Source organism: Pelagimonas sp. (genome assembly GCF_050633425.1).
Lineage (GTDB): Bacteria > Pseudomonadota > Alphaproteobacteria > Rhodobacterales > Rhodobacteraceae > Pelagimonas.
Genome location: NZ_JBOEGM010000013.1, coordinates 122891 through 148718 on the forward strand (window position 1 = coordinate 122891; position 25828 = coordinate 148718).

General features: G+C 54.6%; 26 protein-coding genes. 15 read left to right on the forward strand and 11 right to left on the reverse strand.

Annotated elements, in window-relative coordinates; all coding sequences use genetic code 11:
• Window position 1 precedes the first annotated feature (1 nt).
• Entirely contained in the window at window positions 2-661 is a 660-nt protein-coding gene (locus tag ACRBB0_RS11725; RefSeq protein WP_431374619.1) for a DUF2461 domain-containing protein, read from the reverse strand.
• Between the two features lie 124 nt (window positions 662-785).
• Here ACRBB0_RS11725 and ACRBB0_RS11730 point away from each other — a divergent pair, with 124 nt between their 5' ends.
• The 3 genes from ACRBB0_RS11730 (at window position 786) to ACRBB0_RS11740 (ending at window position 4855) form a co-directional block, all read left to right on the forward strand.
• Entirely contained in the window at window positions 786-2147 is a 1362-nt protein-coding gene (locus ACRBB0_RS11730; RefSeq protein ID WP_431374620.1) for an MATE family efflux transporter, read from the forward strand.
• Between the two features lie 54 nt (window positions 2148-2201).
• Window positions 2202-3299: a redox-regulated ATPase YchF gene (ychF, locus tag ACRBB0_RS11735; protein ID WP_431374621.1), complete on the forward strand. Its 1098-nt coding sequence runs from the start codon at window positions 2202-2204 to the stop codon at window positions 3297-3299.
• A gap of 551 nt (window positions 3300-3850) precedes the next feature.
• Window positions 3851-4855, forward strand: a complete 1005-nt coding sequence (locus ACRBB0_RS11740; RefSeq protein ID WP_431374622.1) for an SLAC1 anion channel family protein — start codon at window positions 3851-3853, stop codon at window positions 4853-4855.
• A gap of 1 nt (window position 4856) precedes the next feature.
• Here ACRBB0_RS11740 and ACRBB0_RS11745 read toward each other — a convergent pair whose 3' ends face one another.
• Together ACRBB0_RS11745 and ACRBB0_RS11750 are read right to left on the reverse strand one after the other, a co-directional pair.
• Complete coding sequence (locus tag ACRBB0_RS11745; RefSeq protein ID WP_431374623.1) at window positions 4857-5534, reverse strand: GntR family transcriptional regulator; 678 nt, start codon at window positions 5532-5534, stop codon at window positions 4857-4859.
• A 103-nt stretch (window positions 5535-5637) separates the two neighbouring features.
• A complete protein-coding gene (locus ACRBB0_RS11750) occupies window positions 5638-6255 on the reverse strand; it encodes a TetR/AcrR family transcriptional regulator (protein WP_431374624.1) in 618 nt (205 codons plus the stop codon).
• Between the two features lie 106 nt (window positions 6256-6361).
• On the opposite strand from ACRBB0_RS11750, the gene ACRBB0_RS11755 reads away from it, so the two are divergent.
• Both ACRBB0_RS11755 and ACRBB0_RS11760 read left to right on the forward strand, forming a co-directional pair.
• On the forward strand, window positions 6362-7930 hold the full coding sequence (locus tag ACRBB0_RS11755) for a trimethylamine methyltransferase family protein (RefSeq protein ID WP_431374625.1): 1569 nt from the start codon (window positions 6362-6364) through the stop codon (window positions 7928-7930).
• Window positions 7931-7942: 12 nt separating this feature from the next.
• Window positions 7943-9988, forward strand: coding sequence for an FAD-dependent oxidoreductase (locus tag ACRBB0_RS11760; RefSeq protein ID WP_431374626.1), 2046 nt, complete (start codon window positions 7943-7945; stop codon window positions 9986-9988).
• A gap of 25 nt (window positions 9989-10013) precedes the next feature.
• Here ACRBB0_RS11760 and ACRBB0_RS11765 read toward each other — a convergent pair whose 3' ends face one another.
• Complete coding sequence (locus tag ACRBB0_RS11765; protein ID WP_431374627.1) at window positions 10014-10595, reverse strand: TetR/AcrR family transcriptional regulator; 582 nt, start codon at window positions 10593-10595, stop codon at window positions 10014-10016.
• A gap of 196 nt (window positions 10596-10791) precedes the next feature.
• Between ACRBB0_RS11765 and ACRBB0_RS11770 the strand changes: the two genes are divergently transcribed.
• The 4 genes from ACRBB0_RS11770 (at window position 10792) to ACRBB0_RS11785 (ending at window position 13806) form a co-directional block, all read left to right on the forward strand.
• A complete protein-coding gene (locus ACRBB0_RS11770) occupies window positions 10792-11265 on the forward strand; it encodes a DUF1348 family protein (protein ID WP_431374628.1) in 474 nt (157 codons plus the stop codon).
• Between the two features lie 11 nt (window positions 11266-11276).
• Entirely contained in the window at window positions 11277-11897 is a 621-nt protein-coding gene (locus ACRBB0_RS11775) for a pyridoxamine 5'-phosphate oxidase family protein (RefSeq protein ID WP_431374629.1), read from the forward strand.
• Window positions 11898-11926: 29 nt separating this feature from the next.
• Window positions 11927-12889 carry an alpha/beta fold hydrolase gene (locus ACRBB0_RS11780; RefSeq protein ID WP_431374630.1) on the forward strand — a complete coding sequence of 321 codons (963 nt, stop codon included), beginning with the start codon at window positions 11927-11929 and terminating at the stop codon, window positions 12887-12889.
• Between the two features lie 80 nt (window positions 12890-12969).
• On the forward strand, window positions 12970-13806 hold the full coding sequence (locus ACRBB0_RS11785; RefSeq protein WP_431374631.1) for a PhzF family phenazine biosynthesis protein: 837 nt from the start codon (window positions 12970-12972) through the stop codon (window positions 13804-13806).
• Window positions 13807-14009: 203 nt separating this feature from the next.
• Here the strand turns inward: ACRBB0_RS11785 and ACRBB0_RS11790 are convergent, their stop codons facing one another.
• Genes ACRBB0_RS11790 through ltnD form a run of 5 tightly spaced genes read right to left on the reverse strand, consistent with a single transcriptional unit; the run spans window position 14010 to window position 17952 of the window.
• Window positions 14010-14777 (reverse strand): hydroxypyruvate isomerase family protein, encoded by a 768-nt coding sequence (locus ACRBB0_RS11790; RefSeq protein ID WP_431374632.1) that lies wholly within the window; start codon window positions 14775-14777, stop codon window positions 14010-14012.
• Complete coding sequence (locus ACRBB0_RS11795) at window positions 14774-15424, reverse strand: aldolase (protein WP_431374633.1); 651 nt, start codon at window positions 15422-15424, stop codon at window positions 14774-14776. Before ACRBB0_RS11795 ends, ACRBB0_RS11790 begins: the two co-directional genes overlap by 4 nt.
• Window positions 15421-16692: a 3-oxo-tetronate kinase gene (gene otnK / locus ACRBB0_RS11800; protein ID WP_431374634.1), complete on the reverse strand. Its 1272-nt coding sequence runs from the start codon at window positions 16690-16692 to the stop codon at window positions 15421-15423. Before otnK ends, ACRBB0_RS11795 begins: the two co-directional genes overlap by 4 nt.
• Window positions 16689-17066 (reverse strand): methylglyoxal synthase, encoded by a 378-nt coding sequence (locus ACRBB0_RS11805; protein ID WP_431374635.1) that lies wholly within the window; start codon window positions 17064-17066, stop codon window positions 16689-16691. The genes otnK and ACRBB0_RS11805 overlap by 4 nt, the downstream gene beginning before the upstream one ends.
• A gap of 1 nt (window position 17067) precedes the next feature.
• Window positions 17068-17952 carry an L-threonate dehydrogenase gene (ltnD, locus tag ACRBB0_RS11810; RefSeq protein WP_431374636.1) on the reverse strand — a complete coding sequence of 295 codons (885 nt, stop codon included), beginning with the start codon at window positions 17950-17952 and terminating at the stop codon, window positions 17068-17070.
• A 119-nt stretch (window positions 17953-18071) separates the two neighbouring features.
• Between ltnD and ACRBB0_RS11815 the strand changes: the two genes are divergently transcribed.
• The 5 genes from ACRBB0_RS11815 (at window position 18072) to ACRBB0_RS11835 (ending at window position 22913) form a co-directional block, all read left to right on the forward strand.
• Window positions 18072-19052 (forward strand): LacI family DNA-binding transcriptional regulator, encoded by a 981-nt coding sequence (locus ACRBB0_RS11815; RefSeq protein ID WP_431374637.1) that lies wholly within the window; start codon window positions 18072-18074, stop codon window positions 19050-19052.
• A gap of 140 nt (window positions 19053-19192) precedes the next feature.
• The gene (locus ACRBB0_RS11820) at window positions 19193-20533 is read left to right on the forward strand and encodes an NAD(P)-dependent oxidoreductase (RefSeq protein WP_431374638.1); all 1341 of its coding nucleotides are present in this window, start codon (window positions 19193-19195) and stop codon (window positions 20531-20533) included.
• Window positions 20533-21837 carry an NAD-dependent dihydropyrimidine dehydrogenase subunit PreA gene (preA, locus tag ACRBB0_RS11825; protein ID WP_431374639.1) on the forward strand — a complete coding sequence of 435 codons (1305 nt, stop codon included), beginning with the start codon at window positions 20533-20535 and terminating at the stop codon, window positions 21835-21837. Before ACRBB0_RS11820 ends, preA begins: the two co-directional genes overlap by 1 nt.
• A gap of 98 nt (window positions 21838-21935) precedes the next feature.
• Complete coding sequence (locus tag ACRBB0_RS11830; RefSeq protein WP_431374640.1) at window positions 21936-22427, forward strand: Rrf2 family transcriptional regulator; 492 nt, start codon at window positions 21936-21938, stop codon at window positions 22425-22427.
• A gap of 27 nt (window positions 22428-22454) precedes the next feature.
• Window positions 22455-22913, forward strand: a complete 459-nt coding sequence (locus ACRBB0_RS11835; protein WP_431374641.1) for a carboxymuconolactone decarboxylase family protein — start codon at window positions 22455-22457, stop codon at window positions 22911-22913.
• Here the strand turns inward: ACRBB0_RS11835 and ACRBB0_RS11840 are convergent.
• Together ACRBB0_RS11840 and ACRBB0_RS11845 are read right to left on the reverse strand one after the other, a co-directional pair.
• Entirely contained in the window at window positions 22910-23524 is a 615-nt protein-coding gene (locus ACRBB0_RS11840) for a TetR family transcriptional regulator C-terminal domain-containing protein (RefSeq protein ID WP_431374642.1), read from the reverse strand. The genes ACRBB0_RS11835 and ACRBB0_RS11840 overlap by 4 nt on opposite strands.
• Window positions 23521-24168 carry a TetR family transcriptional regulator C-terminal domain-containing protein gene (locus ACRBB0_RS11845; protein WP_431374643.1) on the reverse strand — a complete coding sequence of 216 codons (648 nt, stop codon included), beginning with the start codon at window positions 24166-24168 and terminating at the stop codon, window positions 23521-23523. Before ACRBB0_RS11845 ends, ACRBB0_RS11840 begins: the two co-directional genes overlap by 4 nt.
• Before the next feature lie 158 nt (window positions 24169-24326).
• Between ACRBB0_RS11845 and ACRBB0_RS11850 the strand changes: the two genes are divergently transcribed.
• Complete coding sequence (locus ACRBB0_RS11850) at window positions 24327-25574, forward strand: Zn-dependent hydrolase (protein WP_431374644.1); 1248 nt, start codon at window positions 24327-24329, stop codon at window positions 25572-25574.
• Window positions 25575-25828 lie beyond the last annotated feature (254 nt).

The following is a 25828-nucleotide window of genomic DNA, read 5'->3' on the forward strand; positions in this document are numbered from 1 at the left end:
CTCAGTCGGGCCGTGCCTCGTTTAGGGCGCGGCCCAGCCAGTCGTGCAGAGGGTTCATTTCGCGAAAGGCCGTCTGCAAAGCCTGCATCGGATCAGCGGCTAGGGCCTCCTCCAGATCATCCCGCCAAGCAACCAAGCCCTTACAGCGCAAAAGCGTTTCGTGTGGATGGTTGGACGGGTAGGGTGCCGGGACGCGTTTGAGCGCCGGTTCATCCAAGCGCCATCCACCGGCTTGCAAAAGTGTTGAAAGTTCTTTGTCCTTATCCGCATCAACGGCTGATCGGTATCGATCTAGCTGAGATTTCTCAAAAGACATCACCCCTCCGCCCACAGTTGCATAGCTCGTCGACAGTCCAAGCATCCAACTGCGTCCATCGGGCAAAGACCAAAGCACATGCAAATGAGTGTGATACGGAGTCTTATCTTTGGAAAACCGCACATCGCGATGCGGACGAAACACCTTGGCCTTTGGTGTGACACCTTTGGTTTCGTCGAACCATGCCCCCATATCGTGGGATAATTTTTCCGCAGGCCGTTTCAAAAGCGCGTCACACCGCGACTTGTGTTCATGAAACCAATCCCGATTGTTGTTTGCTTCTAGCTCCGCGAGGAATGCTCGGCTGTCATCGAATAAATTTTTGGTCTCAACAGTCGCAGACATTTTACACCTCACATGCTCGAAATACTTTCCTCTGCATAGCACATCTTATGGATGTCTGCCTGGTTGCTCTTGCGTCATCAGGAGAATCCTTGCGCAACTCAGGGCACAGGCTTAGGTGCTGAGAATGACAAAAACAGAGATGACATATGTGCAGCACGGACGTTCCGTGCTGGTGCTGGGCTTGCCGCTTGTGGGCGGTCATTTGGCGCAGTTTGCGATCGGTTTGACCGACACGATCATGATGGGCTGGTACGGAGTGTCTGAGCTGGCGGCCATGACCTTGGCCGGGTCGTTTTTCTTTTCGTTGCTTTTGTTTGGCTCGGGCTTTGCTTTTGCGGTTATGCCGATGGTCGCTGAATTTGCGACGCAAGACGATGATCAGCAAATTCGGCGCTCGACGCGTATGGCTCTGTGGTGGTCGCTGTTGTTTTTTGCGTCGGTCATGCCGCTGATGTGGTTTTCAGGCACGATTCTAGGAGCAATGGGGCAGGAACCTGATGTGGCGGCAAATGCCCAAATCTATTTGCGTATTGCTGGTTGGGGGATGTTGCCGGCGCTGGGCGTGATGGTTTTGAAGAGCTATCTGGCAGGGTTGGAGCATACTCGGATTGTGCTCTGGATCACTTTGGCTTCGGCTGTCGTCAACATAATCGCCAATTATGCCTTGATTTTTGGTAATTGGGGGGCCCCTGAGCTTGGCCTCCAGGGCGCAGCGATTGCGTCGGTTTTGTCGACTTTGGCCGGGGTGGCCTTGACGATCCTCTATGCCATTAGAAAACTTCCGCATCATCAATTGTTTGTCAGGTTTTGGAAGCCGGATACTGATATGTTTATGCGGGTCTTTAAACTTGGTTTTCCCATTGGGCTTACCACGTTGGCCGAGGTCGCGCTTTTCGCCTTTTCGGCTGTGTTGATGGGCTGGCTTGGTGAAGTGCCGCTTGCGGCGCATGGTGCCGCGTTACAGATCGCAAGCGCGACTTTCATGATGCATGTCGGTTTGTCGAATGTCGCCACGATCCGAGCAGGCAATGCGAAAGGGCGCGGTGATCCGCCTCATCTGGTGAGGGGATCAAAGGTGGTGATATTTATGTCCCTGTGCCTTGTGGCGATTGCCACGGCGGCTTTTTTGATCTTTCCCGAAGCCCTCTTGGGAATTTTCTTTGATCCAAACGAGGCGCATTTGGACGAATTGCTGCGGATCGGTACCATCTTATTGGCTTTGGCGGCGCTGTTTCAATTGGTTGATGCAATGCAGGTTATCCATTTGGGTTTGTTGCGCGGATTGATGGATACCAAGGTTCCGATGGTTATGGCGGCTTTTGCTTATTGGATCATCGGCTTGCCGTCCGCCTATGTTTTCGGCTTTGTTGTCGGCTGGGGGGCGGTTGGAATCTGGATCGGGTTGGTGGTTGGTTTGGGCCTTGCGGCGGTGCTTTTGGCGTGGCGTTTTTGGACCCATGCGGTGCCACGCTTCGGAACCGCTTGAGTTGCCGACAGATAGGCCCTAGAAGCAGCCCGTCATAACAAAGGAGCTGCCAGCATGGGCTTTCGGATGGGAATCGTGGGTCTGCCCAATGTGGGTAAGTCGACCTTGTTCAATGCGCTGACCAAAACCGCCGCCGCTCAGGCTGCGAACTTTCCGTTTTGTACGATCGAGCCGAACGTCGGCGACGTAGCCGTACCGGATGCGCGTCTTGATAAACTGGCGGCAATTGCCGGTTCAAAACAGATCATTCCGACACGCATGACCTTTGTGGACATCGCTGGTCTGGTCAAAGGCGCGTCCAAGGGCGAGGGGCTGGGCAACCAGTTCTTGGCAAATATCCGCGAAACCGATGCGATTGCACATGTGCTGCGGTGTTTTGAAGATGAGGATGTGACCCATGTGGATGGTCGCGTTGATCCTGTTGCAGATGCGGAAACCATCGAAACAGAGCTGATCATTGCGGATATGGAATCGCTGGAAAAACGACTTCAGACCATCACCCGCAAAGTACGTGGTGGCGACAAAGAAGCGGTCCAACAAGAACGCCTGATGAAAGATGCGATGGCGATGCTTGAACAAGGCAAGCCAGCACGTTTGGTTGAGGTCGACGAAGAGGACATGAAGGCCTGGAAAATGCTGCAATTGCTGTCGACCAAGCCGGTTCTCTATGTGTGCAACGTGGACGAAGGCGAAGCATCAACCGGAAATCATCTGTCTGAAAAGGTGGCTGAAATGGCGGCTGAACAGGGCAACACTCATGTGGTGATTTCGGCCAAGATCGAAGAAGAGATTAGCCAGCTTGAGGACGACGAAGCCGAGATGTTCCTGAGCGAACTTGGTCTTGAGGAAGCTGGCCTGGATCGGCTTATCAAGGCGGGTTATGAGCTTTTGCACCTTGAAACCTACTTTACCGTCGGCCCCAAAGAGGCGCGCGCTTGGACGATCAAGCAAGGCACCCTTGCCCCGCAGGCCGCTGGTGTCATCCACGGTGATTTTGAGCGCGGGTTTATCCGCGCCGAAACAATTGCTTATGACGATTATTTGTCATGCAACGGTGAAAACGGTGCCAAGGATGCTGGCAAAATGCGGGCAGAAGGCAAAGGCTATCTGGTTAAAGATGGCGATGTGTTGCACTTTCTGTTCAACACCTAAGCCAGACCAAATAAAGCAGACCAAGCCGCATGATTAGTCATGCGGCTTTTTTGTTGGATGTGACGACCTTGCCGTTTCAAGAGATTCGCGGGTGCGGTTCAAGTGAACTCAACCTGTAAGAGGTTCGCCTGAGCGCAGTTGAGGAGAGTCAAAACGTCAGCTGACATTTCAACCGATGGCAGTCTTCAAGACAATTCTCTTCAAGGCGGGCAGGGGACGACACCCTAACCTGGCGCGGCGGTGATGACGATGTTACGGGCGGAATAAAGTCCCAATGACAGCTTCACAGGGCTCGACACTGACCTAGATGATGCCTTCTTCGAGTATATGTCAGGATACTTTTTTGCCGGCTCTACGTCTGATCTTGTCCAACTAAGCGAGGGGACTGGTGAACTATAGGACCAACCCCCACATAGTTGTCGGCCTCCAATACGAGAGCATGTTCCGAGTCCCTAGAGACGTCTGAACCAGTCTGACCCCGTGGCAACGGGGGGCTTTTTGCTTTGACCAGACATGCTAGGAAGGGTAAAGAAATATTCTGAAATTAATATATGAAAAGATATGGATCGGGCATTGCTATGACGGCCAAAAATGACGCGCCTCACGAGAGCAAATTACAACATCTTCCGGTGACTTTGTTTGCTACGGTCATGGGCCTTGCTGGTACATCTTTGGCGCTGCACATGGCCGAGACCCAGATGGGGTTTGGTCATGCGATGTCGCGCAGTCTCCTCTGGATGACGGTGCTCGATTTCGCTGTGATCTTGGCGTTTTATGGGCTGAAAGCAATCCGGTTCCCCAAAACGATCACCGAAGAATGGCTCCACCCGGTCAAGCTTGCGTTTTTTCCTGCGATTTCGATATCGCTTTTGCTTCTGGCAACTGCCATGCGCGGCGATGCGCCCCTTGTTGCACGTGGGCTTTGGTGCCTTGGTGCGGCGTTGCAAGCTGGGCTGACATTGGCCGTGATTTCTGGTTGGATAGGTCGGCGGCCTTTCCAACCCATGCATATTTCACCTGCTTGGTTTATTCCTGCGGTAGGCAATGTGGTCGCCCCGATTGCAGGTATTCCACTGGGCTTTGTCGAACTCAGCTGGCTGTTTTTCGCGACCGGGATGATATTTTGGGTGGTGCTTTTGACCCTCGTGATGAACCGCCTCATCTTTCACGATCCCTTGCCTGGTCGGCTCTTGCCGACATTGGCTATCCTAATTGCCCCACCAGCCGTCGGATTTTTGGCGTGGCTCCAGCTTAATGGTGGCGTGCTCGATCCCTTCGCCCGCATTCTGTTTTATGCGGCGATCACGTTTTTTGCGATTGTGTCTGTTCAGGCTCGCGGGTTTTTGAAACTGCCCTTTGCCCTGTCATTCTGGGCACTTAGCTTTCCAATTGCGGCCCTATCACTTGCCACCTTTCGCTACGCTGACCTAAGCTCATCACAACCCCATTCAATCCTTGCCGTTGCGTTCTTGATCGTCTTGGTCTTGGTCGTCTTAGGTTTGATCTGGCGAACAGGCCTTGCTGTACTGCGTGGGGAAATCTGTCAGCCTGAGTGAATTACTCAGACTGAGAGAAGAGCGCAGGATTGTCATGACGTATCTGCGGAAGGACCTGTTGTGCCTTGCTCAGATGCGTTTTGAGCAGTGATTTCGCGCAATCAGTCTGGCCAGAGCTCAATGCGTCAAGGATATCATGATGTTCCTTCAGAGAGTCTTTTCGGTGGAACGCTTGGGTCAGCCAGCGCACACGATCCAAGTGGCCCTTTTGCTCCAATATCAGCGACCAAATATGCCCACGGCCAGCCAGATCGCACAGCTTGTGGTGAAATGACTCGTCCAGAGCATTGAATTCAGTACCATTATTTTCAAGCATGGCTTGTTCTTGACGGTCGAGTATATCTGCCAAAGATTTGAGACGATCCGCGCTCAGGGGCGGTAGCTCTTGGAGGCAGGCGCATTCCAAAGCCCTCCGAATGAACATCGCGTTTAACACTTGCTCTTCAGAAATTCGAGACACCAGAGTGCCTCTTTGTGGTAGGATTTCGACGTAGCCACGTTGCGACAGCCGGAAAAAGGCGTCGCGTACGGGCTGGCGCGAGACGCCAAGCTGCTCTGCGATATCAGCTTCAGAAAGCCGTTCCCCTGGTCGCAAATCCAATTTGGTGATGGCTTGGAAAAGGTTGTCAAACACTCGGTCGGTGATTGATCGCGCGGGGCGCATAATTTTGGTTTTCATAGGTTGGCAGACCTGACACAATTTGTGACAGTATATTGCCGAAAAGAATTGTTACAATTCTAACCGTTAAGAATGGTTAACGGGTTGAGCCAACAAGCATCAGCTATCCGCTGTGATTGTGTCGCGCAAAAAACCTATGTTTGTCGGTGTCTTCCACAGGACGCCCTGTATAGACCTCAATATAATCCGGCATGGCATTGATGCGCTCAGAGCGGTCTTCGTAAACCTGCATCGAAATGTATCCGATCTGGGTGTAGACGATTGTCATCGCCCTGACCTTGGCCTGAGCCGCTGAATACCCAAACCGTTCAAACATCTGCTGAATAGCCTTGCCGCGGGCGGCATCCGCGTCATCCAAACGCTTTTGCAGGCCGAAATCATTGCGCGCCCAGTTGCGGATCGCCAAATCAAGCTTGGCATCAAAGAGGGTCTCATCCAGCCAACAGTCAAACAGATTGAACATCGCCTCGGTTATGCTTTCCGCATAAGCCTCTGCTCTGGATATCAAATTACCGGTGTTTTTCTCTTCCCACCGGCTGACAATGGCATCCAAAAGCGCATCTCGATCTTTGAAATGCCAATAGAAACCGGTGCGTGCCAAGCCGAGCTTTTTGGCAAGCGGCATGACTTTGACCGCATCAACTCCGTTTTGCGTGAGCAACTCATACGCAGCGTCGAGCCAGACAGCTTCACTGCCTTTTTGTCGGGGATGTTCGGTCATGATCTCTTTTTATCAGTGACATCGCGTATTCACAAGTTTCTTGACACATGTGTCAAGTTTGAAGGACGCTCATGTCATGAGAGACTCAGCCGAGGGAGGGCCCGACATGCAACTAGAGACCCAGGAAAAAGTTCGGCGCCGACGCAGATCGGGCTCCAAGCCCCAGCGCAGTTCCGCGCCCGGCCAAAATCCGCACCTTTATGTGCCTTATATCACTCGGAAAATTCCGCCATATGACCTGCTGGGAGACGAAGGGCTGAGCCAAATCGAAGCGGCCTGTGATCGGATTTTGTCGGATATCGGCATGGAGTTTCGCGATGATCCCGAGGCGGTCGATCTGTTCCGCAAGGCTGGGGCAGATGTCACCCCGGTTGCGCAAAACGCATGGAACTTGCGCTTTGAGCCGGGCATGGTGCGCGATCTTCTGAAAACTGCGCCGGCGCGGTTTACCCAACTTGCTCGTAACCCTGAAAAGTCGGTGGAAATAGGAGGTGACGCCACAGTTTTTGCACCGTCCTACGGCTCTCCGTTTGTGATGGATCTCGATCAGGGGCGGCGATATGGCACGATCCAGGATTTCGAGAATTTTGTGAAACTGGCGCAATCTTCACCTTGGCTACATCACTCAGGCGGTACAATTTGCGAGCCAACGGACATCCCGGTGAACAAGCGGCATTTGGACATGGTCTATGCCCATATGCGCTATTCTGACCGGCCATTTTTGGGGTCTATCACCGCCCCAGAACGTGCAGCTGACAGTATCGAAATGTGCCGCGTTTTATTTGGCGAAAGCGTCGTTGACCAAAACTGCGTGATCATGGGAAACTTCAACACCACGTCGCCGTTGGTTCTTGATGGTGTCACCACAAAAGGCATTCGTGAATACGCGGCAGCCGGGCAGGGGAGCATCCATTTGCCCTTCTTGCTTGGCGGGGCCGTCTCACCTTTGACAATGGCAGGCGCTTGCGCACAATCCTTGGCTGAAAGCATGGTGTCTTGTGCATTGACGCAACTCGTTCGCCCCGGTGCGCCTGCGATTTTGGCGGCATTTCTCAGTTCTATGTCGCTGCGCTCGGGGTCTCCGACGTTTGGCACACCTGAACCTGCGCTGGGGTCGCTTGTCATGGGGCAATTGGCCCGTCGTTTGGACATGCCGCTACGATGCGCAGGCAGCTTTAGCACCTCCAAGCTCCCCGATGCCCAAGCCATGCAGCAAAGCATGATGTCGATGATGTCCGCCATTCAAAGCGGCGGGCATTACATTTTGCATTCGGCGGGGTTTTTGGATGGCTTGCTGTCGATGTCCTATGAGAAATTCGTCATGGATACAGATATGTGCGGGGCCCTGCATGCCTATCTGAACGGTTTTGAGGTCAATCAGGACAGTTTGGGTGTGGAAGCCCTCGCGCAGAATGGTCCGGGCGAGCATTTGTTCGGAACCGACCACACCCTGCGCCACTATGAAACCGCCTATTGGGATAGCGGTTTGAACGATGATCAACCCTTTGAAACATGGGACGAACAGGGGGGGATTGACGCGGCGAGCCGGTCGAACCAACGTTGGAAAGCGACCTTGCAAACATATGAGGCACCGCCGTTGGATATCGCGACCGACGAGGCGCTCAAGGATTTTATGGCGCGTAAAAAGGCCAGCATGACCGATATGTGGTACTAAGGAACAAAACAGATGTCGACCGACCCGCTTTTGCAGCCCTATCAGCTCAAACATCTCACTTTGCGCAATCGTATTATGACGACCAGTCATGAACCGGCCTATCCCGAAGACGGCATGCCCAAACAGCGGTATGCCGCGTATCATGCCGAACGTGCCAAGGCTGGGGTGGCTCTTGCCATGACGGCGGGGTCGGCTGCGGTCAGCAAAGACAGCCCGCCGGTTTTTAACAATATCCTCGCCTACAAGGACGAGGTGGTGCCATGGATCAAGGATCTCACCGATGCCTGCCATGACCATGGCTGTGCGGTGATGATCCAGTTGACACATCTGGGGCGTAGAACCGGTTGGGCCAAGGGTGATTGGTTGCCCTCGGTGGCACCGGGACCGCACCGGGAACCGGCACATCGTAGCTTTCCCAAAGTGATTGAAGATTGGGATATCGACCGTATCATAACCGATTTCGCCGATGCGGCTGAGCGGATGCAAGCGGGCGGTATGGATGGAATTGAACTTCAGGCCTATGGCCATTTGCTGGAACAATTCTGGTCGCCGCTTAGCAATCAACTCGATGGGCCTTATGGCGCGGACACCATGGAAAATCGTCTTCGGTTCTCGATGGATGTGCTGTCTGCCATTCGCAAGCGCGTTGGGCCTGACTTTATTGTCGGGGTCCGTTTTACCGCTGACGAAGCTCAGCCTGGCGGTACGACGCCAAAAGAGGGGCTGCAGATTGCCCAGATGCTCAAAGACACTGGGCAGGTCGATTTTCTCAATGTGATCCGCGGCCGCATTCACACGGACCCGGCCATGACCGATGTGATCCCGGTTCAGGGAATGAAAAACGCCCCTCATCTCGATTTTGCTGGCTCGGTGCGTGCGGCAACCGGAATGCCGACCTTCCATGCTTCCAAAATCCCGGATGTCGCCACGGCCCGCCATGCGGTGTCAGCAGGTTTGCTGGACATGGTCGGAATGACGCGGGCCCACATGGCCGACCCGCATATTGTCCGCAAGATTGTTGAAGGGCGAGAGGAGGATATCCGCCCATGCGTTGGCGCAACCTATTGTCTTGACAGGATTTATGAGGCCGGCGATGCGTTGTGCATGCATAACGCAGCCACCGGGCGAGAGTTGAGCATGCCTCATGTCGTGCCTGTTGCCGACGTGGCCAAAAAGGTTGTTGTGGTGGGCGCTGGTCCCGGCGGATTAGAGGCGGCGCGTGTCGCAGCTGAGCGCGGGCATCAGGTGACTGTATTCGAGGCCCAACCCGATCCCGGCGGGCAAGTTCGCTTGACAGCCCGGAACGAGAGACGGCGCGAAATGATCAGCATCATTGATTGGCGCATGGTGCAATGCGCGGCCCGTGGAGTTGAGTTTCACTTTAACACATGGGCCGAGGTGTCTGATGTGACGGCCTTATCCCCCGACGTCGTTCTAATCGCGACCGGTGGGTTGCCCAACACAATGCTGTTCGAGAGTGGAAAGGAACAGGATCTGGTCGCGACCAGCTGGGACATCATTTCAGGCGATGTCAAACCGGGCAACGACGTTTTGATTTATGACGAAAGCGGTGATCACCCAGGCCTGATGGCAGCCGAAGTCATCGCCAATGCGGGGGCCAAAGTTGACGTGATGACACCGGACCGCGTCTTTGCCTCGGACATTATGGGCATGAACCTTGTCCCCTATATGCGTAATTTGCAGGACAAAGATGTGACCTTTACAGTCACGCAAAGATTGTTGGACGTGACCCGCACAGGCAACTTACTTGAGGCCAAAATTGGCACCGATTATAGTGATTTTACTAAGGTCAAAAAATATGATCAAATCGTGATCAACTACGGTACGCTCCCCCTTGCGGAACTCTATTTTGATCTGAAACCGTTCTCAACGAATAACGGTGCGGTGGATCATGACGCCCTGATCTCCGGCCAAAAACAAGCGGTTTTACACAACCGAGACGGCGCATTTCAACTGTTTCGGATCGGTGATGCCGTGAGCGCCCGTAATACCCACGCGGCGATTTACGATGCGCTGCGCTTGGTCAAAGACATCTAAGTGTGCAAGTTTATGAACTGATCGGTCAACTGCGATCTTCATTCGTCTTTGGGTAATGAGACAGTAAAACCTTGGCGGCCTTGCGGGCATCATTCGCGGGGTCGCAGCTGTGTGACATGGCCGCCAAAACGATTGCCCCTTCTTTGAGAACCAAAATCTGACAGGCAAGCGCGCGCGGGTTTTCGTACTCGGCCGCTGTGGCCAGCTGAGTGAAGTGTTCTAGTAAAAGCCGTTTGTGTTCCAAGGCTTGGGCGTTGATCGGATGTTCCCTTTCCTGATACTCAGCGCTGGCCTTTATAAACATGCAGCCTTGGAATCCGTCCTGTTGGAACCACTCTTCCAAGGCGTCAAACAGCGCAAAAAGCTGCCCCTCTGCCGTGTCCGATATCTCTTCCATGCGGCGGAACAATCGGTTTCGGAAATTTTCATCTCGGAGCCGCAGAACCGCAAGGATGAGCTCTTCTTTTGTCCGGAAATGCTTGTAAATCGAAGTTTTCGAAACGCCGGTTTCCTTGGCCACCAGGTCCATTCCGGTGGCATGAAACCCGTTGCGGTAAAACAAATCCAATGATTTCCGAATCAACTCAGCGCGTTTGTTGTGGCTCATTTCGCCCTCATATTTACTGATCTGTTTATCTGCTGAAATTTTCCGACAGTCAATATCATCAATAAATTTAGGTTATTACGGGGGTCTTCTCTGTTTGTGATCTCCTTCATCATGAAAAATGATTTGCCAAGGTGCACTGATCGGTGCATGTATCTGTCATAAGTTTACTGATCGGTACATGTTGGAAGAGATGGAAATGTCGCCTGATAATCGCCTACCTTTGCCCCCCTTTACTCTGGCGCTTGCCCGTCAAAAGGTGCGGGCCGCAGAAGATGCCTGGAACAGTCGTGATCCGGATATCGTTACTCCGGCCTATAGTGTCACAAGCATATGGCGGAACCGGTCCGTCTTCCTGACTGGACATGATCAAATCCACGAGTTTTTGACCCAAAAATGGCAACGCGAACTCAGTTATCGTTTGATCAAGCACTTATGGACCTTTGCGGATCATCGGATTGCTGTTCGGTTCGCCTATGAGTGGCATGACGTGGGCGGCCAATGGTGGCGTTCGTTTGGGAATGAGAATTGGGAATTTGCTGCTGATGGCCGCATGCGTCGCCGAATTGCCAGCATCAATGATCAGCCCATCGATAGGGCCGACCGGTTGTTTGACTGGCCTCTGGGGCGGCGGCCCGATGACCACCCAAATCTAGAAGAGCTTGGTCTTTAAGGAGAAAACCTATGCCATATGCATTTGCAAAAATTGCCTTTACGCCAAATGTTCTGGACGAACAGAAACGAAATGGCGCTGGCCAATATGCCCGATTTTTAGAAGCAGATCGCAGCGGCGGTGATGTTTTGGGGGCCGAAGAACGTTCATTTATCGAAGCACGAGACGGGTTTTATCAAGCGACAGTTTCTGAGACCGGCTGGCCCTATGTTCAATTTCGTGGTGGTGCGCCGGGCTTTCTAAAGGCCGTTGATGACACCACGATTGCTTACGCAGATTTACGAGGAAACCGGCAATATCTCAGTACCGGAAACCTACGGGAAAACGATCGCATCTCGTTGATTTTGATGGATTACCCGAATGCGCGGCGGCTCAAAATTTGGGGGCGCGCCATTCTCACGGATGTAAGTCATGGCACCCAAGATGCTTTGGCACCTCTACTACAACACACGCCCGCCGAACGCATTGTTTCGATCAAAGTCGAAGCGTTTGACTGGAACTGCCCACGCCATATTCCGCAGCGATTGACCTCGCAAGAAGCCGGAAACGAAATCGACGCCTTGCGAGAGACGAATGCGACTTTGCGCGCTGAAATCAATGCCCTTCGCAAAGCAGCGATACCAACGACCTAACCTTTTCCAATTTTATTAGGAGTACTGCCATGAAACTCGAAATTTTGCATTCAAGCGTTGCCGCCCTGTTAGCAGGGAGCCTGTTGCTGCCGATCACGATGCCCGGCCAAGGTCGGGCGGCTGAAAGCCCATTTGCGGTCCATATGACCACGATGGAAATTGACGGTATGAAAATTGCTTATCGTGAAGCCGGTGATCCAAATAATCCGACGGTTTTGCTTTTGCACGGGTTCCCAACATCCTCTCATATGTTCCGTGAGCTGATCCCCGAATTGGCAAGCGATTATCATGTGATAGCCCCCGACTATCCCGGTTTTGGGGCGTCTGACATGCCTGATGCCGACAGCTACGAGTATAGTTTTGCCAACACCGCCGAAATTATGACTGAGCTTCTCGATCGCAAGAATGTCGGCAAATATTCTGTCTATCTAATGGATTACGGCGCGCCGGTTGGCTATCGGATGTTCTCTCATAACCCTGAGCGTGTCAGCAGTTTCATCATTCAAAACGGCAATGCCTATGAAGAAGGTCTGCGTGACTTTTGGGATCCGATCAAAGCCTATTGGGCGGATCCGTCCAAGGAAAACGGAGATGCGTTGCGCGGATTTTTGACCATGGACGCCACCAAATGGCAGTTCACGCATGGCGTCGGCGATGTCTCAACCATTAACCCTGATAATTTTTGGCATGTTCAGTATCTTTTGGATCGGCCAGGCAATCAGGAGGTGCAACTTGAGATGTTTCTCGACTACGGCACAAATGTTGGTGAATATGCCAAGTGGCAGGCCCAGTTTCGGGAGCATCAGCCGCCAGCATTGATCGTTTGGGGGCAAAACGACATGATTTTCCCGGCGGAAGGGGCGCATCCTTACAAGCAGGACCTCACTAATGTTGAGTTTCACTTGCTGGATACGGGGCATTTTGCCCTTGAGGAATACGGCGACGTGATTGCCGCTGAAATGCTGGATTTTCTGGCGCGCTCTGTGCGCTAGTCCGAAAGCGCTTTAAAACGATAGGCGTAGCAGTGGAGAGTGCTGCGCCTTCCTCCCCAAATCAGCTGGAGCAAGTGACAATGACAACCATGACAGTTCGACGATATGCCGCCTTCTCGAAGGGCGGCGAAGGTGGGAACCCAGCCGGAGTCGTGCTGGCCAATCAAATGCCGCCAGACGGTGAAATGCAAAGCCTGGCTGCGGAACTTGGGCTTTCAGAAACCGCCTTTGCAGCGCCGATTCAGGATGGCTGGCGCGTGCGCTATTTTGCGCCCGAATGTGAAGTCGCCTTTTGTGGGCACGCGACAATTGCGCTTGGCGCGGCCTTGACGCGCGCACATGGAGAAGGGCGTTACCCCTTGATGCTCAATGACGGTGCAATCGAAGTTTCTGGAGTGAAAACAGATGCCGGATTGCGCGCTGTTTTATCTTCTCCGGCAACCCATAGCCGCCCCGCAGGGCAGGAAATCGTCGCGAGCGCACTGGCCCTTTTCGGGATGGATGTGCGCGATCTGGATCCAGCCGTGCCGCCAGCGATTGCCAATGCAGGCAATGATCACTTGATTTTGGGCTTGTCGGACCGGGGGGCTTTGGCCGCGATGGATTATGATCTGGAGGAAGGGGCCGCGTTAATGAAACGCTTTGGCTTGACGACCATAAGCCTCATTCATGCGCAGACCCCACGCCAATTTGACAGCAGAAATGCCTTTGCCATTGGGGGCGTGCTTGAGGACCCCGCGACAGGGGCTGCTGCAGCGGCTTTGGCGGGGTATTTGCGCGATATGGGGTGGCCACATGAGGGTGCAATTGAAATTATCCAAGGTGAAGACATGGGCAGCCCGTCGCGATTGAAGGTGCAAATTCCATCAGAGCCAGGAGCGCCGGTATTTGTGTCGGGGGAGGTTCGGGAAATCTGATCACGACCGAACGCCGCACTCATGCGTCAGGATCACAAATGTTTAGCGCGTTCTGCGCTGACACTTGATCCTGACCACGACGTCTCGTTTGGTGGTGCCATTAAAGGAGATGTCCGATATCGTTTTGCCTCTTGGACACATGGCAATGTAGATCGCCGGTGTCCATGATGCTCGGACAACCAGCGAATTCCTATGACGGGGCGCTACAGGTCTCGGGCATCATGGAGCCAGCCCAGCGTCCAATCTGCGTTGCCAACCTGTTTGTACTCGGCACCCAAAGGCTTCTCATATCCAAGCTCCCGGATGACCCGAAAAACGTGGGTGTAGTTCAGCTCGCCGCGATCAGGCGGGCCGCGATCAGGAACCGAGGCAAACTGGATATGGCCGATGATCGGCAGCAGATCAGGCAGACGATGGCTTAGGTCCCCTTCCATCAACTGCACATGGTAACAGTCAAACATCAATTTGAGATTGAAGACAGCGATCTCTTCGATCAAGGCGCGTGCTTGGTCGGTGGTTGTTAGAAAATAGCCCGGCGCATCATGCCGATTGAGCGGCTCAATCAATATGGTCAACCCAAGTTTGGCGGCCTGAGCGCAGGCATAGCGCAGGTTGGTCACAAACGTCTGGTGTGCGTCGGGTCCGCTGGAAAATCCGGCCATGACATGGATGTTTTGCGCCCCGATAGCGGCGGCATAGGTTATGGCTTCGTCAATGGCGGCGCGGGCGTCTTCTTCGCGCCCGGGCAAGGCGGAGAGACCATTTTCACCGGCGCTCAGGTCGCCGCGCGACGTGTTTAATCCCAGCATCGGCAGACCTGTTTCATCAAGGGCGATCTTTACCGATTGGGCGTCGTATTCATAGGGCCAATGGCATTCCACAGCGTCAAAGCCTGCGGCATGGGCCGCGCGAATGGCATCGGGTAAGCCCCTGTCAGACCATAAAAATCCAAGGTTCGCTGAAAATTTCATCCGTCCCATTCCACATCAAATTTCGTCACCAGGTTTTGCACCTGTTCCGGGGACAGCCCGCGTGGCGTCATCCCGCGCGTCATCATCGCCAGTCGTGCAGTGTCTTCGAGTTCTTCAATCGCATTGCAGGCGGCTTCGATATCTTTTCCCGCAACCACCGGCCCATGATTTGCCAACATGACAGCACTGCGTTTGCCTGCCAAACCGCGCACCGCATCACCCATCGCAGGATCGCCGGGCATGAAAAACGGCAGGAGCTGAACTTTGCCCAGTTTCATAATACCGTAGGGGGTCAGGGGCGGCAGGAAATTGTCCGGGTCGACATCAGGCATCATCGACAAAGCGACCGAATGACATGAATGCAGGTGGACCACAGCGCCGGCTGTGCTTCTGGTGTCATAAAAGGCAGAATGCAGCGGCATTTCCTTGGTCGGTTTGTCACCCTCAATGTGCAAACCCGCGGCATCAAAGCGGCTCAACCGCCCCGGATCAAGGCGGCCAAAACTGGTGCCGGTCGGGCTGACCAACAGCCCACCATCCTCGGTTCGGGCAGAAATATTGCCGGTCGATCCGCCCGTCAGACCGCGATCAAACATCGACTTGGCCAAGAGGCAAATCTGTTCCCGCAGGTGTGCCTCGGTGCTCATGATGCCTCCAAAATCCGCAATGCATCGGCAAAGAATGTCTCGGTACCAAAATTGCCGGATTTCAAGGTCAAAGCAATCTGTTTGCGGTCCGATGTCGCGAAACACCAGGGGACACCGGGCGCGATTTCAGCGCCAATATCAAGCTGCGCGACATCCAACGCCTTGGTGATTGCGCCTGAGGTCTCGCCCCCGGCTGCGATGAAGCGGCGCGCGCCCATTTCGCGTGCGGTGAGCGCACATGTCGCCAACACGTTCTCAATCATTTCGCCAGCTGTGGCGACGCCTAGCTTGGCCTGCGCCGCCTTAACGGACGCGGGGGAGGCGGTTGCATAAATCATTGGGAAAGCGTTTAAATCCTGTGATTTGAGCCAGTCCAAGACGGGCTGTATTCCCTGTTCAGCCAATTGTAACGGGTCGAGCTGGTAAGCCGCTGTTCCGCGTGCCAGATAATCAGCAACCTGCTTGTTGGTCATGGACGAACAACTGCCCGACAATACAATGCCGCCCGTGCCTAATTTGGGTGTTTGCGCCTTGGGGGCGTCTGCCGAAAGGGTTCCGTCTGCCAAATACAACGCAGGCAACGGCATCGCGACCGCAGATCCGCCTGTCATCAACACCATATCGCGGCAGGCCTCGGCGATAATTTCCAAGTCTGAATTCGCGACAGCGTCGACAACCACATGCGCTGTTCCCTGGCGTTTATGGTCATCCAAAGCAGCGCGCAATGCAGCGGCCCCGCGTGCGACAGTCAACCGATCTGCGAGACCAACGGGCTTGGTCACCTGAGGGCGCAAAAGCCGCATAAGGTTGCTGTCTTGCATCGGGGTCAATGGGTGGTCCTTCATCGGGCTTTCGGCAAGGGGCTGTTGCCCGACAAACAGATTCCCCATGAATATGGATCGGCCATTTTCGGGGAAAGCCGGGCAATAGATGGTTTGGTCGACACCCAAATCCGCCATCAATGCTTCGGCCACCGGGCCGATATTGCCCTCGGCAGTGCTGTCAAAAGTTGAGCAATACTTCCAAAAGAACCGCCTGGCCCCCGCGTTTTGCAACCAGGCAAGAGCTTTGCGGGTCTCGGCCACGGCTTCGGCCACCGGGGCGGTTCTTGATTTCAGAGCGATTACTTCAAAGGCTGCGGGGTCTTTGGCGGGCTGGTCAGGCACCCCCATGCGCAGGCTGACACGCACGCCAGAGCGGGCAAGCAAGCCCGCCAAATCGGTCGCCCCGGTGAAATCGTCGGCAATGGCCCCAAAAATCGTCGTCATTTTTCGCCCTCAGTCATATTGAATAGCACCGCATCCGCAGTGCTTCGATTGATCGCCAGCGGTGTGTTGTACAGGATGGCCAGCCGCAAAAGTGATTTAACATCAACGTCATGCGGGAGCGCCGAGAGCGGGTCGATGAAGAAGATCAACGCATCCAACCGCTCTTCGGCAATCATCGCCCCAAGCTGAGCGTCACCCCCCAAGGGGCCGCTCAATAAACGGTCAACCTCCAGCCCGGCGTCGACGTGAAGTCGCCCACCGGTGGTGCCGGTTGCATAGATATAGTGCTGGCTCAGTGCCGTTTTATTTCGGGTTGCCCACTCAACAATGAGGTCCTTTTTAGCGTCATGTGCAACAAGGGCGATCTTGGCCATCTTACTCTCCCGGAAGGGTTAGCCCGGCTTGACGGGCATAGGTTTTTGCAACAGCGGCATCGTCTTCACCCGATAGGCCCATATCTGCGGCGGCCTTGAACTGAGCGAGAGCGCTTTGCGTGATGGGGGCATCAAAGCCTGTCGTTTTGGCAATATCCAGCACAATTCCAAGATCTTTTGGCCAGATCGCAACTTGGCTGCGTGGGCTGTAATCGCCATCTACAATATGCGGCGCGCGGTTTTCTAGCATCCAACTGCTTCCGGCGCATTTGCTGATCACATCAACGAATTGGTTTGGCTGCACACCTTGCGTCATCCCAAAGGTGAGCGCCTCGGCCATGGCCGCGATGTGAACGCCTGCCAAAAGCTGATTAACGGCTTTCATGGCGCTGCCGGGGCCCGCGTGATCTCCGAGTTCAAAAACAGTTTCCGACACGCTTGCCAAAATGGGGCGCGCAGCATCAAAAGCGTCTTGACTGCCCGAGGCCATCACGGAAAGCTGCCCGAGAGCTGCTTTTCCGGCCCCTCCCGAAATCGGGGCGTCGAGATACAAGATGCCCATTGCATTACAGCGCGCTTCCATGTCCTTGGCAAATTCTGGCGCGACCGTGGCACATCCCAGCACTACGGCCCCTTTGCGCAGTTTCGCGGCAATCCCGTCTTCGCCAAACAGGACCTCTTCGGTTTGGGCGCTGTTGAGAACAACGACCATCACAACATCCAACGAGTCCGGCAAAGGCGTTGTTTCACCACCCTCGACGACAAACTCTGCCTTGCGCTTGGGGGAAATGTCTTGTCCCCAAACGCGGTTTCCCTCGCGAAGTGCTGACAAAGCCATGCCATACCCCATCGAACCGAGACCGATGACTGCAACGTTTTGTGACATGGTGAGTCCTCTCTAGCTGAATTTCTGGTATCGGTAACGGTATCGATACCGGTTTGTCAATCTTCTAGGGTCATGTATGGTGAAATTTGGGTAGGATTTGGGTAGGTCAGGGGGACTGAATGGCGCGCAAAGTGACATTGGCAGATGTAGCTGCCACTGCGGGGGTCAGCAAAATGACAGCGTCGCGGGCGTTGAGGGGCGCGGCGGATGTCTCCAAAAGCAGTCTGGGCAAAGTTCAAAAAGCCGCTGACCAGCTTGGCTATGTCGCCAACCCGTTGGCGGCGTCCTTGTCGACGCAGCGCACGCAGCTGGTCGGCGTTGTTGTGCCCAGTTTGACCAATACGGTCTTTGCGGAAATGGTAACGGGGATCGCAGAAACCATTGAGGGTAGCGGGTTGCAGCCGGTCTTCGGCGTGACAAATTACAACGCGGACACCGAAGTTGACGTGCTACGCAATATGCTAAGCTGGCGCCCGGCGGGCCTGATTGTTACCGGGGTCGATCATCCCGACACGGCGCATGCCTTGCTTTCGCAAACCACCGAGCCATTGGTGCAAGTGATGGATGTCGACGGCGACGCAATCGACAATTGTGTCGGGATTTCGCATCGCCAGGCAGGGGCGGATATGGCAAATGCCTTATATGCGGCCGGACGGCGCAAGATTGGCTATATATGTTGCACCCAATCCTACGACATTCGGGCGCGCAAACGCCGTGAAGGCTTTGAAGAGGCGCTGCATCTCCATGGGTGCGACATTGCTGCAATGAAACGCACAAATGCCCCGTCTTCCGTGCCTGCTGGGCGGGAGTTGACGCGGCAATTGTTGACCGAAGCCCCGGATTTGGATGCGATCTATTATTCCAACGATGACTTGGCCGCCGGGGGGCAATTCCATTGTCTTGCCGAGGGGATACCTATCCCTGATCGGCTGCAACTGGCCGGTTTCAACGGTCTGGACTTTGTCGAGGCCCTGCCGGTTCCGATGGCCACAACACGCACACCACGCCGCGAGATTGGCCAGTTGGCGGCCAAGATGGTTTTGGATCGGGATGCCGGGCGCACAACGGTTCTCGGATCGGAAGTCCTGTTTCCCCGCTGAATAGGCAAGGTACAGAAACTTTTTATTGAATATTTACAATGCATTGCAGCCAAAGTGGACCGTTTGGTAAAATAATCGTTTGATAAATTTCAGAATTATGGGAGGCTACCCCTAAGCAAAACCGACAACAGGGGTTAGCCATGAGTTCCAAACAATTCGAGGACGGGATCACCGCCGGGCGTCTTGACGCTGCTGCGCTGGATGCCAATTTCTCGGATCTGCATCCTGCCTATGATCCACATGAGGCACTGGTCGCTGCAGATCGTTGCTATTTTTGTCACGACGCGCCATGCCAGGTCGCCTGTCCGACATCCATCGACATTCCATTGTTTATCCGCCAGATCGCGACGGGAACGCCCGAAGCTGCCGCGCGGACGATCCTTGAGGAAAATATCCTTGGTGGCATGTGCGCCCGCGTATGCCCAACTGAAACGCTCTGCGAAGAGGTTTGCGTGCGTGAAACCGCCGAGGGTAAGCCGGTTGAAATTGGCCGTTTGCAGCGCTTTGCGACCGATACAGTGATGGCCACGGGCACCCATCCCTTTACGCGCGCTGCCGAGACCGGCAAAAAGGTTGCCATTGTCGGGGCGGGGCCTGCCGGTTTGGCCTGTGCGCACCGTCTGGCCATGAATGGCCACAATGCGGTGATCTTTGAAGCGCGTCAAAAGGGCGGTGGTCTCAACGAATTTGGCATCGCAGCCTATAAATCCACCAACGATTTTGCACAGTCCGAAGTGGACTGGCTCCTGCAAATCGGCGGGATCGAAATCCGCTATGACGCGGGTTTGGGCGATACCCTTACGCTCGAAAGCTTGCAGGCCGACTTTGATGCGGTGTTCCTTGGGATGGGCCTTGGCGGTGTGAACGCGCTGCGCCTTGAGGGGGAAGACAAAGCTGGCGTTCAGCCCGCGACCGAATTCATCGAAGAGTTGCGCCAGGCCAGTGATCTGTCGGGAATGAAAATCGGCCGTCGCGTCGTGGTGATTGGCGGCGGCATGACCGCGATCGACGCCGGCGCACAGGCACGTTTGCTCGGCGCACAGGACGTCACGATTGTCTATCGTCGCGGACAAGACGCCATGGCTGCGTCGGAGTTTGAACAAGATCTCGCGGCGCAAAAAGGCGTGCGGATCATTCACAACGCAGCCCCAATCGGCGTCGAAGGCAATGGCAGCCTAACAGGTGTTCGCTTTGCCTATACGGAAACTCAAAACGGCAAACTGGTGACATTGGACGACGGCTTTACCTTGCCGGCCGACCAGTTGTTCACGGCCATTGGTCAATCCTTGTCAGGGGCACCTGATGCGCTGACTCTGGAAGGCGGAAAGATCAAGGTTGATGGCCTTGGGCGCAGCTCAGTGTCGGGTGTTTGGGCCGGGGGCGATTGCGCTTCGGGCGGAGATGATCTGACGGTTACGGCTGTGGCCGAAGGCCGCGACGCCGCGATGGATATCCATGCAACATTGGTAGGAGAGGCATAATGGCTGATCTGACGACAGACTTTCTTGGCATCAAAAGCCCCAATCCCTTTTGGCTCGCCTCTGCGCCTCCCACCGACAAAGAATACAACGTGCGCCGCGCTTTTGAGGCCGGATGGGGTGGGGTGGTTTGGAAAACCTTAGGGTCCGAAGGGCCGCCCGTTGTCAACGTCAATGGCCCGCGCTATGGCGCGATTCATGGGGCCGATCGGCGTTTGTTGGGCTTGAATAACATCGAGCTGATCACGGATCGTTCGCTCGAAACCAACCTCGAAGAGATGACGCGGGTCAAAAAGGATTACCCGGATCGCGCGCTGATTGCCTCGATCATGGTGCCTTGTGAAGAAGCTGCCTGGAAAGCCATTCTGCCACGGGTCATGGAAACCGGCTGTGACGGGATTGAGCTTAACTTTGGCTGTCCACATGGAATGGCCGAACGTGGCATGGGCTCGGCCGTGGGGCAGGTTCCAGAATATATTCAGATGGTTACAGAGTGGTGCAAAAAGTACTACGACAAGCCAGTGATCGTAAAGCTAACCCCAAATATCACCGATGTCCGCTTTCCGGCCCGTGCCGCCAAAGCGGGGGGGGCCGATGCGGTGAGCCTGATCAACACGATTAACTCGATCACATCCGTGAATCTTGATGCCATGTCCCCCGAGCCGATGATTGATGGCAAGGGCACCCATGGCGGCTATTGCGGACCAGCGGTGAAGCCGATTGCCATGAACATGGTTGCCGAAATCGCCCGTGATCCTGAAACACATGGTTTGCCGATTTCCGGGATTGGCGGCATCACAACATGGCGGGACGCGGCAGAATTTATGGTTCTGGGTGCAGGCAACGTTCAAGTTTGTACTGCCGCGATGACCTACGGCTTTAAGATTGTTCAGGAAATGATCTCTGGCCTGTCGCAATGGATGGATGAGCAAGGCTATAACAGCACCTCAGATTTCATCGGAAAAGCCGTGCCAAATGTCACCGATTGGCAGTATCTCAACCTCAACCACATCACCAAAGCCCGCATTGATCAGGATGCCTGTATCAAATGTGGTCGCTGTTATGCCGCCTGCGAAGACACCTCGCATCAGGCGATTTCGATGACCGAAGACCGGGTGTTTGACGTCAAAGATGACGAATGCGTGGCCTGCAACCTCTGTGTCAACGTGTGCCCGGTCGAAAACTGCATCACGATGGAGGTTTTGGAACCCGGCGCGATGGATGAACGGACAGGCAAGCCCGTCGAAAAAGACTATGCAAACTGGACAACACATCCCAACAACCCGTCCGCGACTGCGGCGGAATAATTCTCTCTATGCCCGGCCTTTGTGCCGGGCGTTTTTTCGACCTTATTGTGCATATGAAATATCCGGGATATAAACTATCCACGAATCGGAGGTGCGAGATGAAACTGAGTGATGGTGTTGAAGCGGCGATTCATTGTGTGACAATGCTGGCTGTTTTGGACGAAGAGAGAGTGCTGTCAGGCGCGGCACTGGCGGAATTTCATGGTGTTTCCGCGAGCTATTTACTGAAACATCTCAAGGCTTTGTCCCGCTCTGGCGTGCTTAAATCCGTTCCCGGCCCAACGGGGGGCTATCGGCTGGGCAAACCACCCCATGAGATCACATTGTTGGATGTGGTCTTGGCGGTTGAGGGGCCGGAGCCGGCATTTCGCTGCAAGGAAATCCGACGCAATGGCCCCAACCCTTTGCCAGACAATGCGTTTCCTGCACCCTGCGGGATCAGCGCTGCCATGCTTGGGGCCGAACGCGTTTATCGTGCTGCGCTGCGCGAAACGCTGATTTCCGATCTGATTTCACAACATTTGGCCACGTCCGATCCGCGCCTGAACCAGCGGGGATGCGCGTTTGTTGCCCTAAACCAACGACCTTAACCCCCCCGATGTAACAAGGAGAGACCCATGGAACCCCGAATGAACTTCTGGGCGGCTGCGCCAGATATTGTCAAAGCACTGCAGACGCTTAACACAGCACTAGAAGAGAGTGGACTGGAGGCCAGTCTGCGGCATTTATTGAAACTTCGCGCGTCACAAATCAATGGCTGCGCGTTTTGCGTGGACATGCACACCCGCGAGGCCCGCAATGATGGCGAGACCGAGCAACGCCTCTTTCTGACGTCTGCATGGCATGACAGTTTTCTGTTTACCGAGCGTGAACGCGCCGCGTTTGCCTGGACCGAAGCGTTGACGCTCCTTAGCGATAAGGGCCCGACGGATGAGTTGTACGAGGCAACGCGGGCGCATTTCGACGAAGCCGAGATGATGAAATTGACCAGCCTCATAGGCATGATCAACGTCTGGAACAGGGTGTCGATTGCCTTTCGCGCGGTGCATTCCGCTCCGACGAACATGGCTGCTTAGGGCGTCAACATCCGCCGAAACAACGTTTCGACAAACTCAGGCGCGGTGTCGAATGGATCTTGTCCGGCCAGCACCGCGCGCACCTGCACATCAAAATCAGCATAGTGTTGTGTGGTGGCCCAAATCGCAAAAATAAGATGGTAAGGGTCTGATTTCGCTAACTTTCCTTTATCCATCCACCCTTGAATAAGAGCGGCTTTTTCATCCATCAACGCTTTGAGCGGCCCGGCGAGCACGTCGCGAATACGCGGAGCGGTCTGGATCATTTCGGTGGCAAACAACCGGCTTTCGCGCGGCATGTCGCGGCTCATATCCAGTTTGCGGCGCACATAAGCCAACAGTTCTTCGACGGGGTCGTCGCTCTCAGATAACTCCTTCAGCGGAGCAATCCAGATGTCCAACAGCCCTTCGAGAAGCTCTTTGTAGATCGCTTCTTTGCCTTCAAAATAGTAAATGACATTGGGTTTTGACAGTCCGGCCCGCGCCGCGATTTGATCCAATGTGGCACCACGCAACCCGTTTTCCGAGAAGACATCCAGCGCAGCATCAAAAATTGCTTGACGCTTTTCGCGTTGAATACGGGTGGTGCCCATGGGGCGCGGATTGTTCATTTCTTGGTCTCGCTGCTCGTGTCGTCAATCCCCAAACCGCGAAGGATGATCCCGCGAACATTCTGTTTGGCTGCCTGCCATTGTGCGTCATCTAGCGGCGCGCCGCCATTCAAAGTTTCAATCTGATGTTGAAAATCAGCATAATGCTGCGTCGTCGACCAAATCATATAGAGTAGATGCCGGGGGTTGGTTTGCACCATTTTCCCCTCGTCAATCCAGTTTTGGATGACGCTAATGCGGTCGTCGGTCCAAGCGACCAGGACGTCCTCAAGATAATCCTGGATCACAGGCGCACCGTGCATGACTTCAGAGGCCCAGACTTTGGACCCCATCGGGTGGCGTCGTGAGATCTCCATTTTGGCGTCAATATAGCCGCCAATGCCTTCGGCGGGGCCCGATGATTCGTCGAATGCTTCGGCCGCCTGGAGCCAGATGTCGAAAATATTCGACACGACGCGGCGGTACAGATCTTCTTTGGTCGAAAAGTAATAGTGAATATTTGCTTTTGGCAGGCCCGACACATCAGCGATCAGTTGCATCGTCGCACCACCGAAACCCGCCTCAGCAAACACTTTTTCCGCTGCCAAAAGGATTTGCTTTTCCTTTTCTTGGCGCCTCAATTTTGAGCCATTGCTATTGGACATAGCGCAAACACATCCTTTTTCAGAAATTTCTTGACCAAATGGTCAAGTAGTGTCGATAGTTGACCATATGGTCAGGGTGCGGCCGGTGCAAGCTTGGAGGGGCCTGTACTGTGCGCTGTCATCAGGACGTGACCAAAGACAAAGCAAAGGGGCTCGCCATGTCAAACATCTCCAACACTCGGATTGACGCAGATCGGCTGTGGGACAGCTTGATGGAGATGGCCAAAATCGGGCCGGGCATTGCGGGCGGCAACAATCGCCAAACACTAACTGACGAAGACGCCGAAGGACGCGCCCTATTCCAAAGCTGGTGCGAAGCTGTCGGTTGCACCATGGGCCTTGATCAGATGGGCAATATGTTTGCCCGATACGAGGGAACAGAGCCCGATCTGCTGCCGGTCTATGTTGGCTCACATCTCGATACCCAACCGACGGGCGGCAAATATGATGGCGTGCTTGGCGTTTTGGGCGGCCTCGAAGTGATCCGCACCATGCATGACCAAGGCATCAAGACGAAACACCCAATCGTTGTCACAAACTGGACCAACGAAGAAGGCACGCGCTATGCCCCAGCGATGCTGTCATCGGGGGTTTTTGCGGGCAAGCACACCCAAGACTGGGCCTATGACCGCGTTGATGCCGAGGGCAAGCGTTTTGGTGATGAGCTGGAGCGCATTGGTTGGAAGGGCGACGAAGAAGTCGGAACCCGCAAAATGCACGCGATGTTTGAGTTGCATATCGAACAGGGCCCGATTTTGGAGGCGGAGGGCAAGGACATTGGCGTTGTGACCCACGGGCAGGGCTTGCGTTGGATCGAAATCACCGTGACCGGCAAAGAAAGCCACACCGGGTCAACCCCCATGCATATGCGCAAAAACGCCGGACGGGGGTTGGCGCTGATCACCGAGCTGGTGCATGAGATCGCGATGAAAAACCAGCCCAATGCGGTAGGGGCCATCGGCCATATTGATGTCTACCCGAACTCACGCAATATCATCCCCGGCAAGGTGGTCTTTACCGTCGATATGCGTACGCATCTGCTCGATAAACTCAATGGGATGGTGGATGAGCTTATGGAGAAAGCCCCCAAGCTCTGTGAGGAGATTGGCGTGGAATTCTCGGCCGAAATCGTGGGTCAGTTTGATCCGCCCGCCTTTGACGAAACCTGTGTCGCGGCGATCCGCGAAGGGGCCGAAGTGATGGGCTATTCCCATCGCGACATCATTTCGGGTGCCGGGCATGACGCTTGCTGGATCAACGATGTTGCGCCGACGGCCATGGTCATGTGCCCCTGTGTTGATGGGCTGTCGCACAATGAAGCGGAAGACATTTCCAAAGACTGGGCCGCCGCCGGGGCAAATGTCTTGATGCATGCGGTGCTGAAGACCGCACAGGTGGTGGAGTAAAGCCTGTGCTCGTTTTTGGTGTCGTATTCATTGGGTTTGTGTTGGGGGCGATCGTTGGTTGGCTTTGGAATAGGCGCAGGCATACGCCAAAGAGACGTCTTGGCAATGCGCTGGCGCTCGGGGTGCTATTTGCTGCGATCCTGCCGGTCGTCGCTTGGTTTTCCGTTATGATCTACTGGGGGATGAATATATGAGCCGCGTTTTTCTTGGCCCGCTTTCAAGGCACATGCGGTCCTTTGTGTGCGACCATGTTG

Excerpts from the sequence above, each read along its gene's own strand:
- ACRBB0_RS11725 (WP_431374619.1), bottom strand. The coding sequence starts at position 661 with ATGTCTGCGACTGTTGAGACCAAAAATTTATTCGATGACAGCCGAGCA.
- ACRBB0_RS11730 (WP_431374620.1), top strand. The coding sequence starts at position 786 with ATGACAAAAACAGAGATGACATATGTGCAGCACGGACGTTCCGTGCTG.
- ychF (WP_431374621.1), top strand. The coding sequence starts at position 2,202 with ATGGGCTTTCGGATGGGAATCGTGGGTCTGCCCAATGTGGGTAAGTCG.
- ACRBB0_RS11740 (WP_431374622.1), top strand. The coding sequence starts at position 3,851 with ATGAAAAGATATGGATCGGGCATTGCTATGACGGCCAAAAATGACGCG.
- ACRBB0_RS11745 (WP_431374623.1), bottom strand. The coding sequence starts at position 5,534 with ATGAAAACCAAAATTATGCGCCCCGCGCGATCAATCACCGACCGAGTG.
- ACRBB0_RS11750 (WP_431374624.1), bottom strand. The coding sequence starts at position 6,255 with ATGACCGAACATCCCCGACAAAAAGGCAGTGAAGCTGTCTGGCTCGAC.
- ACRBB0_RS11755 (WP_431374625.1), top strand. The coding sequence starts at position 6,362 with ATGCAACTAGAGACCCAGGAAAAAGTTCGGCGCCGACGCAGATCGGGC.
- ACRBB0_RS11760 (WP_431374626.1), top strand. The coding sequence starts at position 7,943 with ATGTCGACCGACCCGCTTTTGCAGCCCTATCAGCTCAAACATCTCACT.
- ACRBB0_RS11765 (WP_431374627.1), bottom strand. The coding sequence starts at position 10,595 with ATGAGCCACAACAAACGCGCTGAGTTGATTCGGAAATCATTGGATTTG.
- ACRBB0_RS11770 (WP_431374628.1), top strand. The coding sequence starts at position 10,792 with ATGTCGCCTGATAATCGCCTACCTTTGCCCCCCTTTACTCTGGCGCTT.
- ACRBB0_RS11775 (WP_431374629.1), top strand. The coding sequence starts at position 11,277 with ATGCCATATGCATTTGCAAAAATTGCCTTTACGCCAAATGTTCTGGAC.
- ACRBB0_RS11780 (WP_431374630.1), top strand. The coding sequence starts at position 11,927 with ATGAAACTCGAAATTTTGCATTCAAGCGTTGCCGCCCTGTTAGCAGGG.
- ACRBB0_RS11785 (WP_431374631.1), top strand. The coding sequence starts at position 12,970 with ATGACAACCATGACAGTTCGACGATATGCCGCCTTCTCGAAGGGCGGC.
- ACRBB0_RS11790 (WP_431374632.1), bottom strand. The coding sequence starts at position 14,777 with ATGAAATTTTCAGCGAACCTTGGATTTTTATGGTCTGACAGGGGCTTA.
- ACRBB0_RS11795 (WP_431374633.1), bottom strand. The coding sequence starts at position 15,424 with ATGAGCACCGAGGCACACCTGCGGGAACAGATTTGCCTCTTGGCCAAG.
- otnK (WP_431374634.1), bottom strand. The coding sequence starts at position 16,692 with ATGACGACGATTTTTGGGGCCATTGCCGACGATTTCACCGGGGCGACC.
- ACRBB0_RS11805 (WP_431374635.1), bottom strand. The coding sequence starts at position 17,066 with ATGGCCAAGATCGCCCTTGTTGCACATGACGCTAAAAAGGACCTCATT.
- ltnD (WP_431374636.1), bottom strand. The coding sequence starts at position 17,952 with ATGTCACAAAACGTTGCAGTCATCGGTCTCGGTTCGATGGGGTATGGC.
- ACRBB0_RS11815 (WP_431374637.1), top strand. The coding sequence starts at position 18,072 with ATGGCGCGCAAAGTGACATTGGCAGATGTAGCTGCCACTGCGGGGGTC.
- ACRBB0_RS11820 (WP_431374638.1), top strand. The coding sequence starts at position 19,193 with ATGAGTTCCAAACAATTCGAGGACGGGATCACCGCCGGGCGTCTTGAC.
- preA (WP_431374639.1), top strand. The coding sequence starts at position 20,533 with ATGGCTGATCTGACGACAGACTTTCTTGGCATCAAAAGCCCCAATCCC.
- ACRBB0_RS11830 (WP_431374640.1), top strand. The coding sequence starts at position 21,936 with ATGAAACTGAGTGATGGTGTTGAAGCGGCGATTCATTGTGTGACAATG.
- ACRBB0_RS11835 (WP_431374641.1), top strand. The coding sequence starts at position 22,455 with ATGGAACCCCGAATGAACTTCTGGGCGGCTGCGCCAGATATTGTCAAA.
- ACRBB0_RS11840 (WP_431374642.1), bottom strand. The coding sequence starts at position 23,524 with ATGAACAATCCGCGCCCCATGGGCACCACCCGTATTCAACGCGAAAAG.
- ACRBB0_RS11845 (WP_431374643.1), bottom strand. The coding sequence starts at position 24,168 with ATGTCCAATAGCAATGGCTCAAAATTGAGGCGCCAAGAAAAGGAAAAG.
- ACRBB0_RS11850 (WP_431374644.1), top strand. The coding sequence starts at position 24,327 with ATGTCAAACATCTCCAACACTCGGATTGACGCAGATCGGCTGTGGGAC.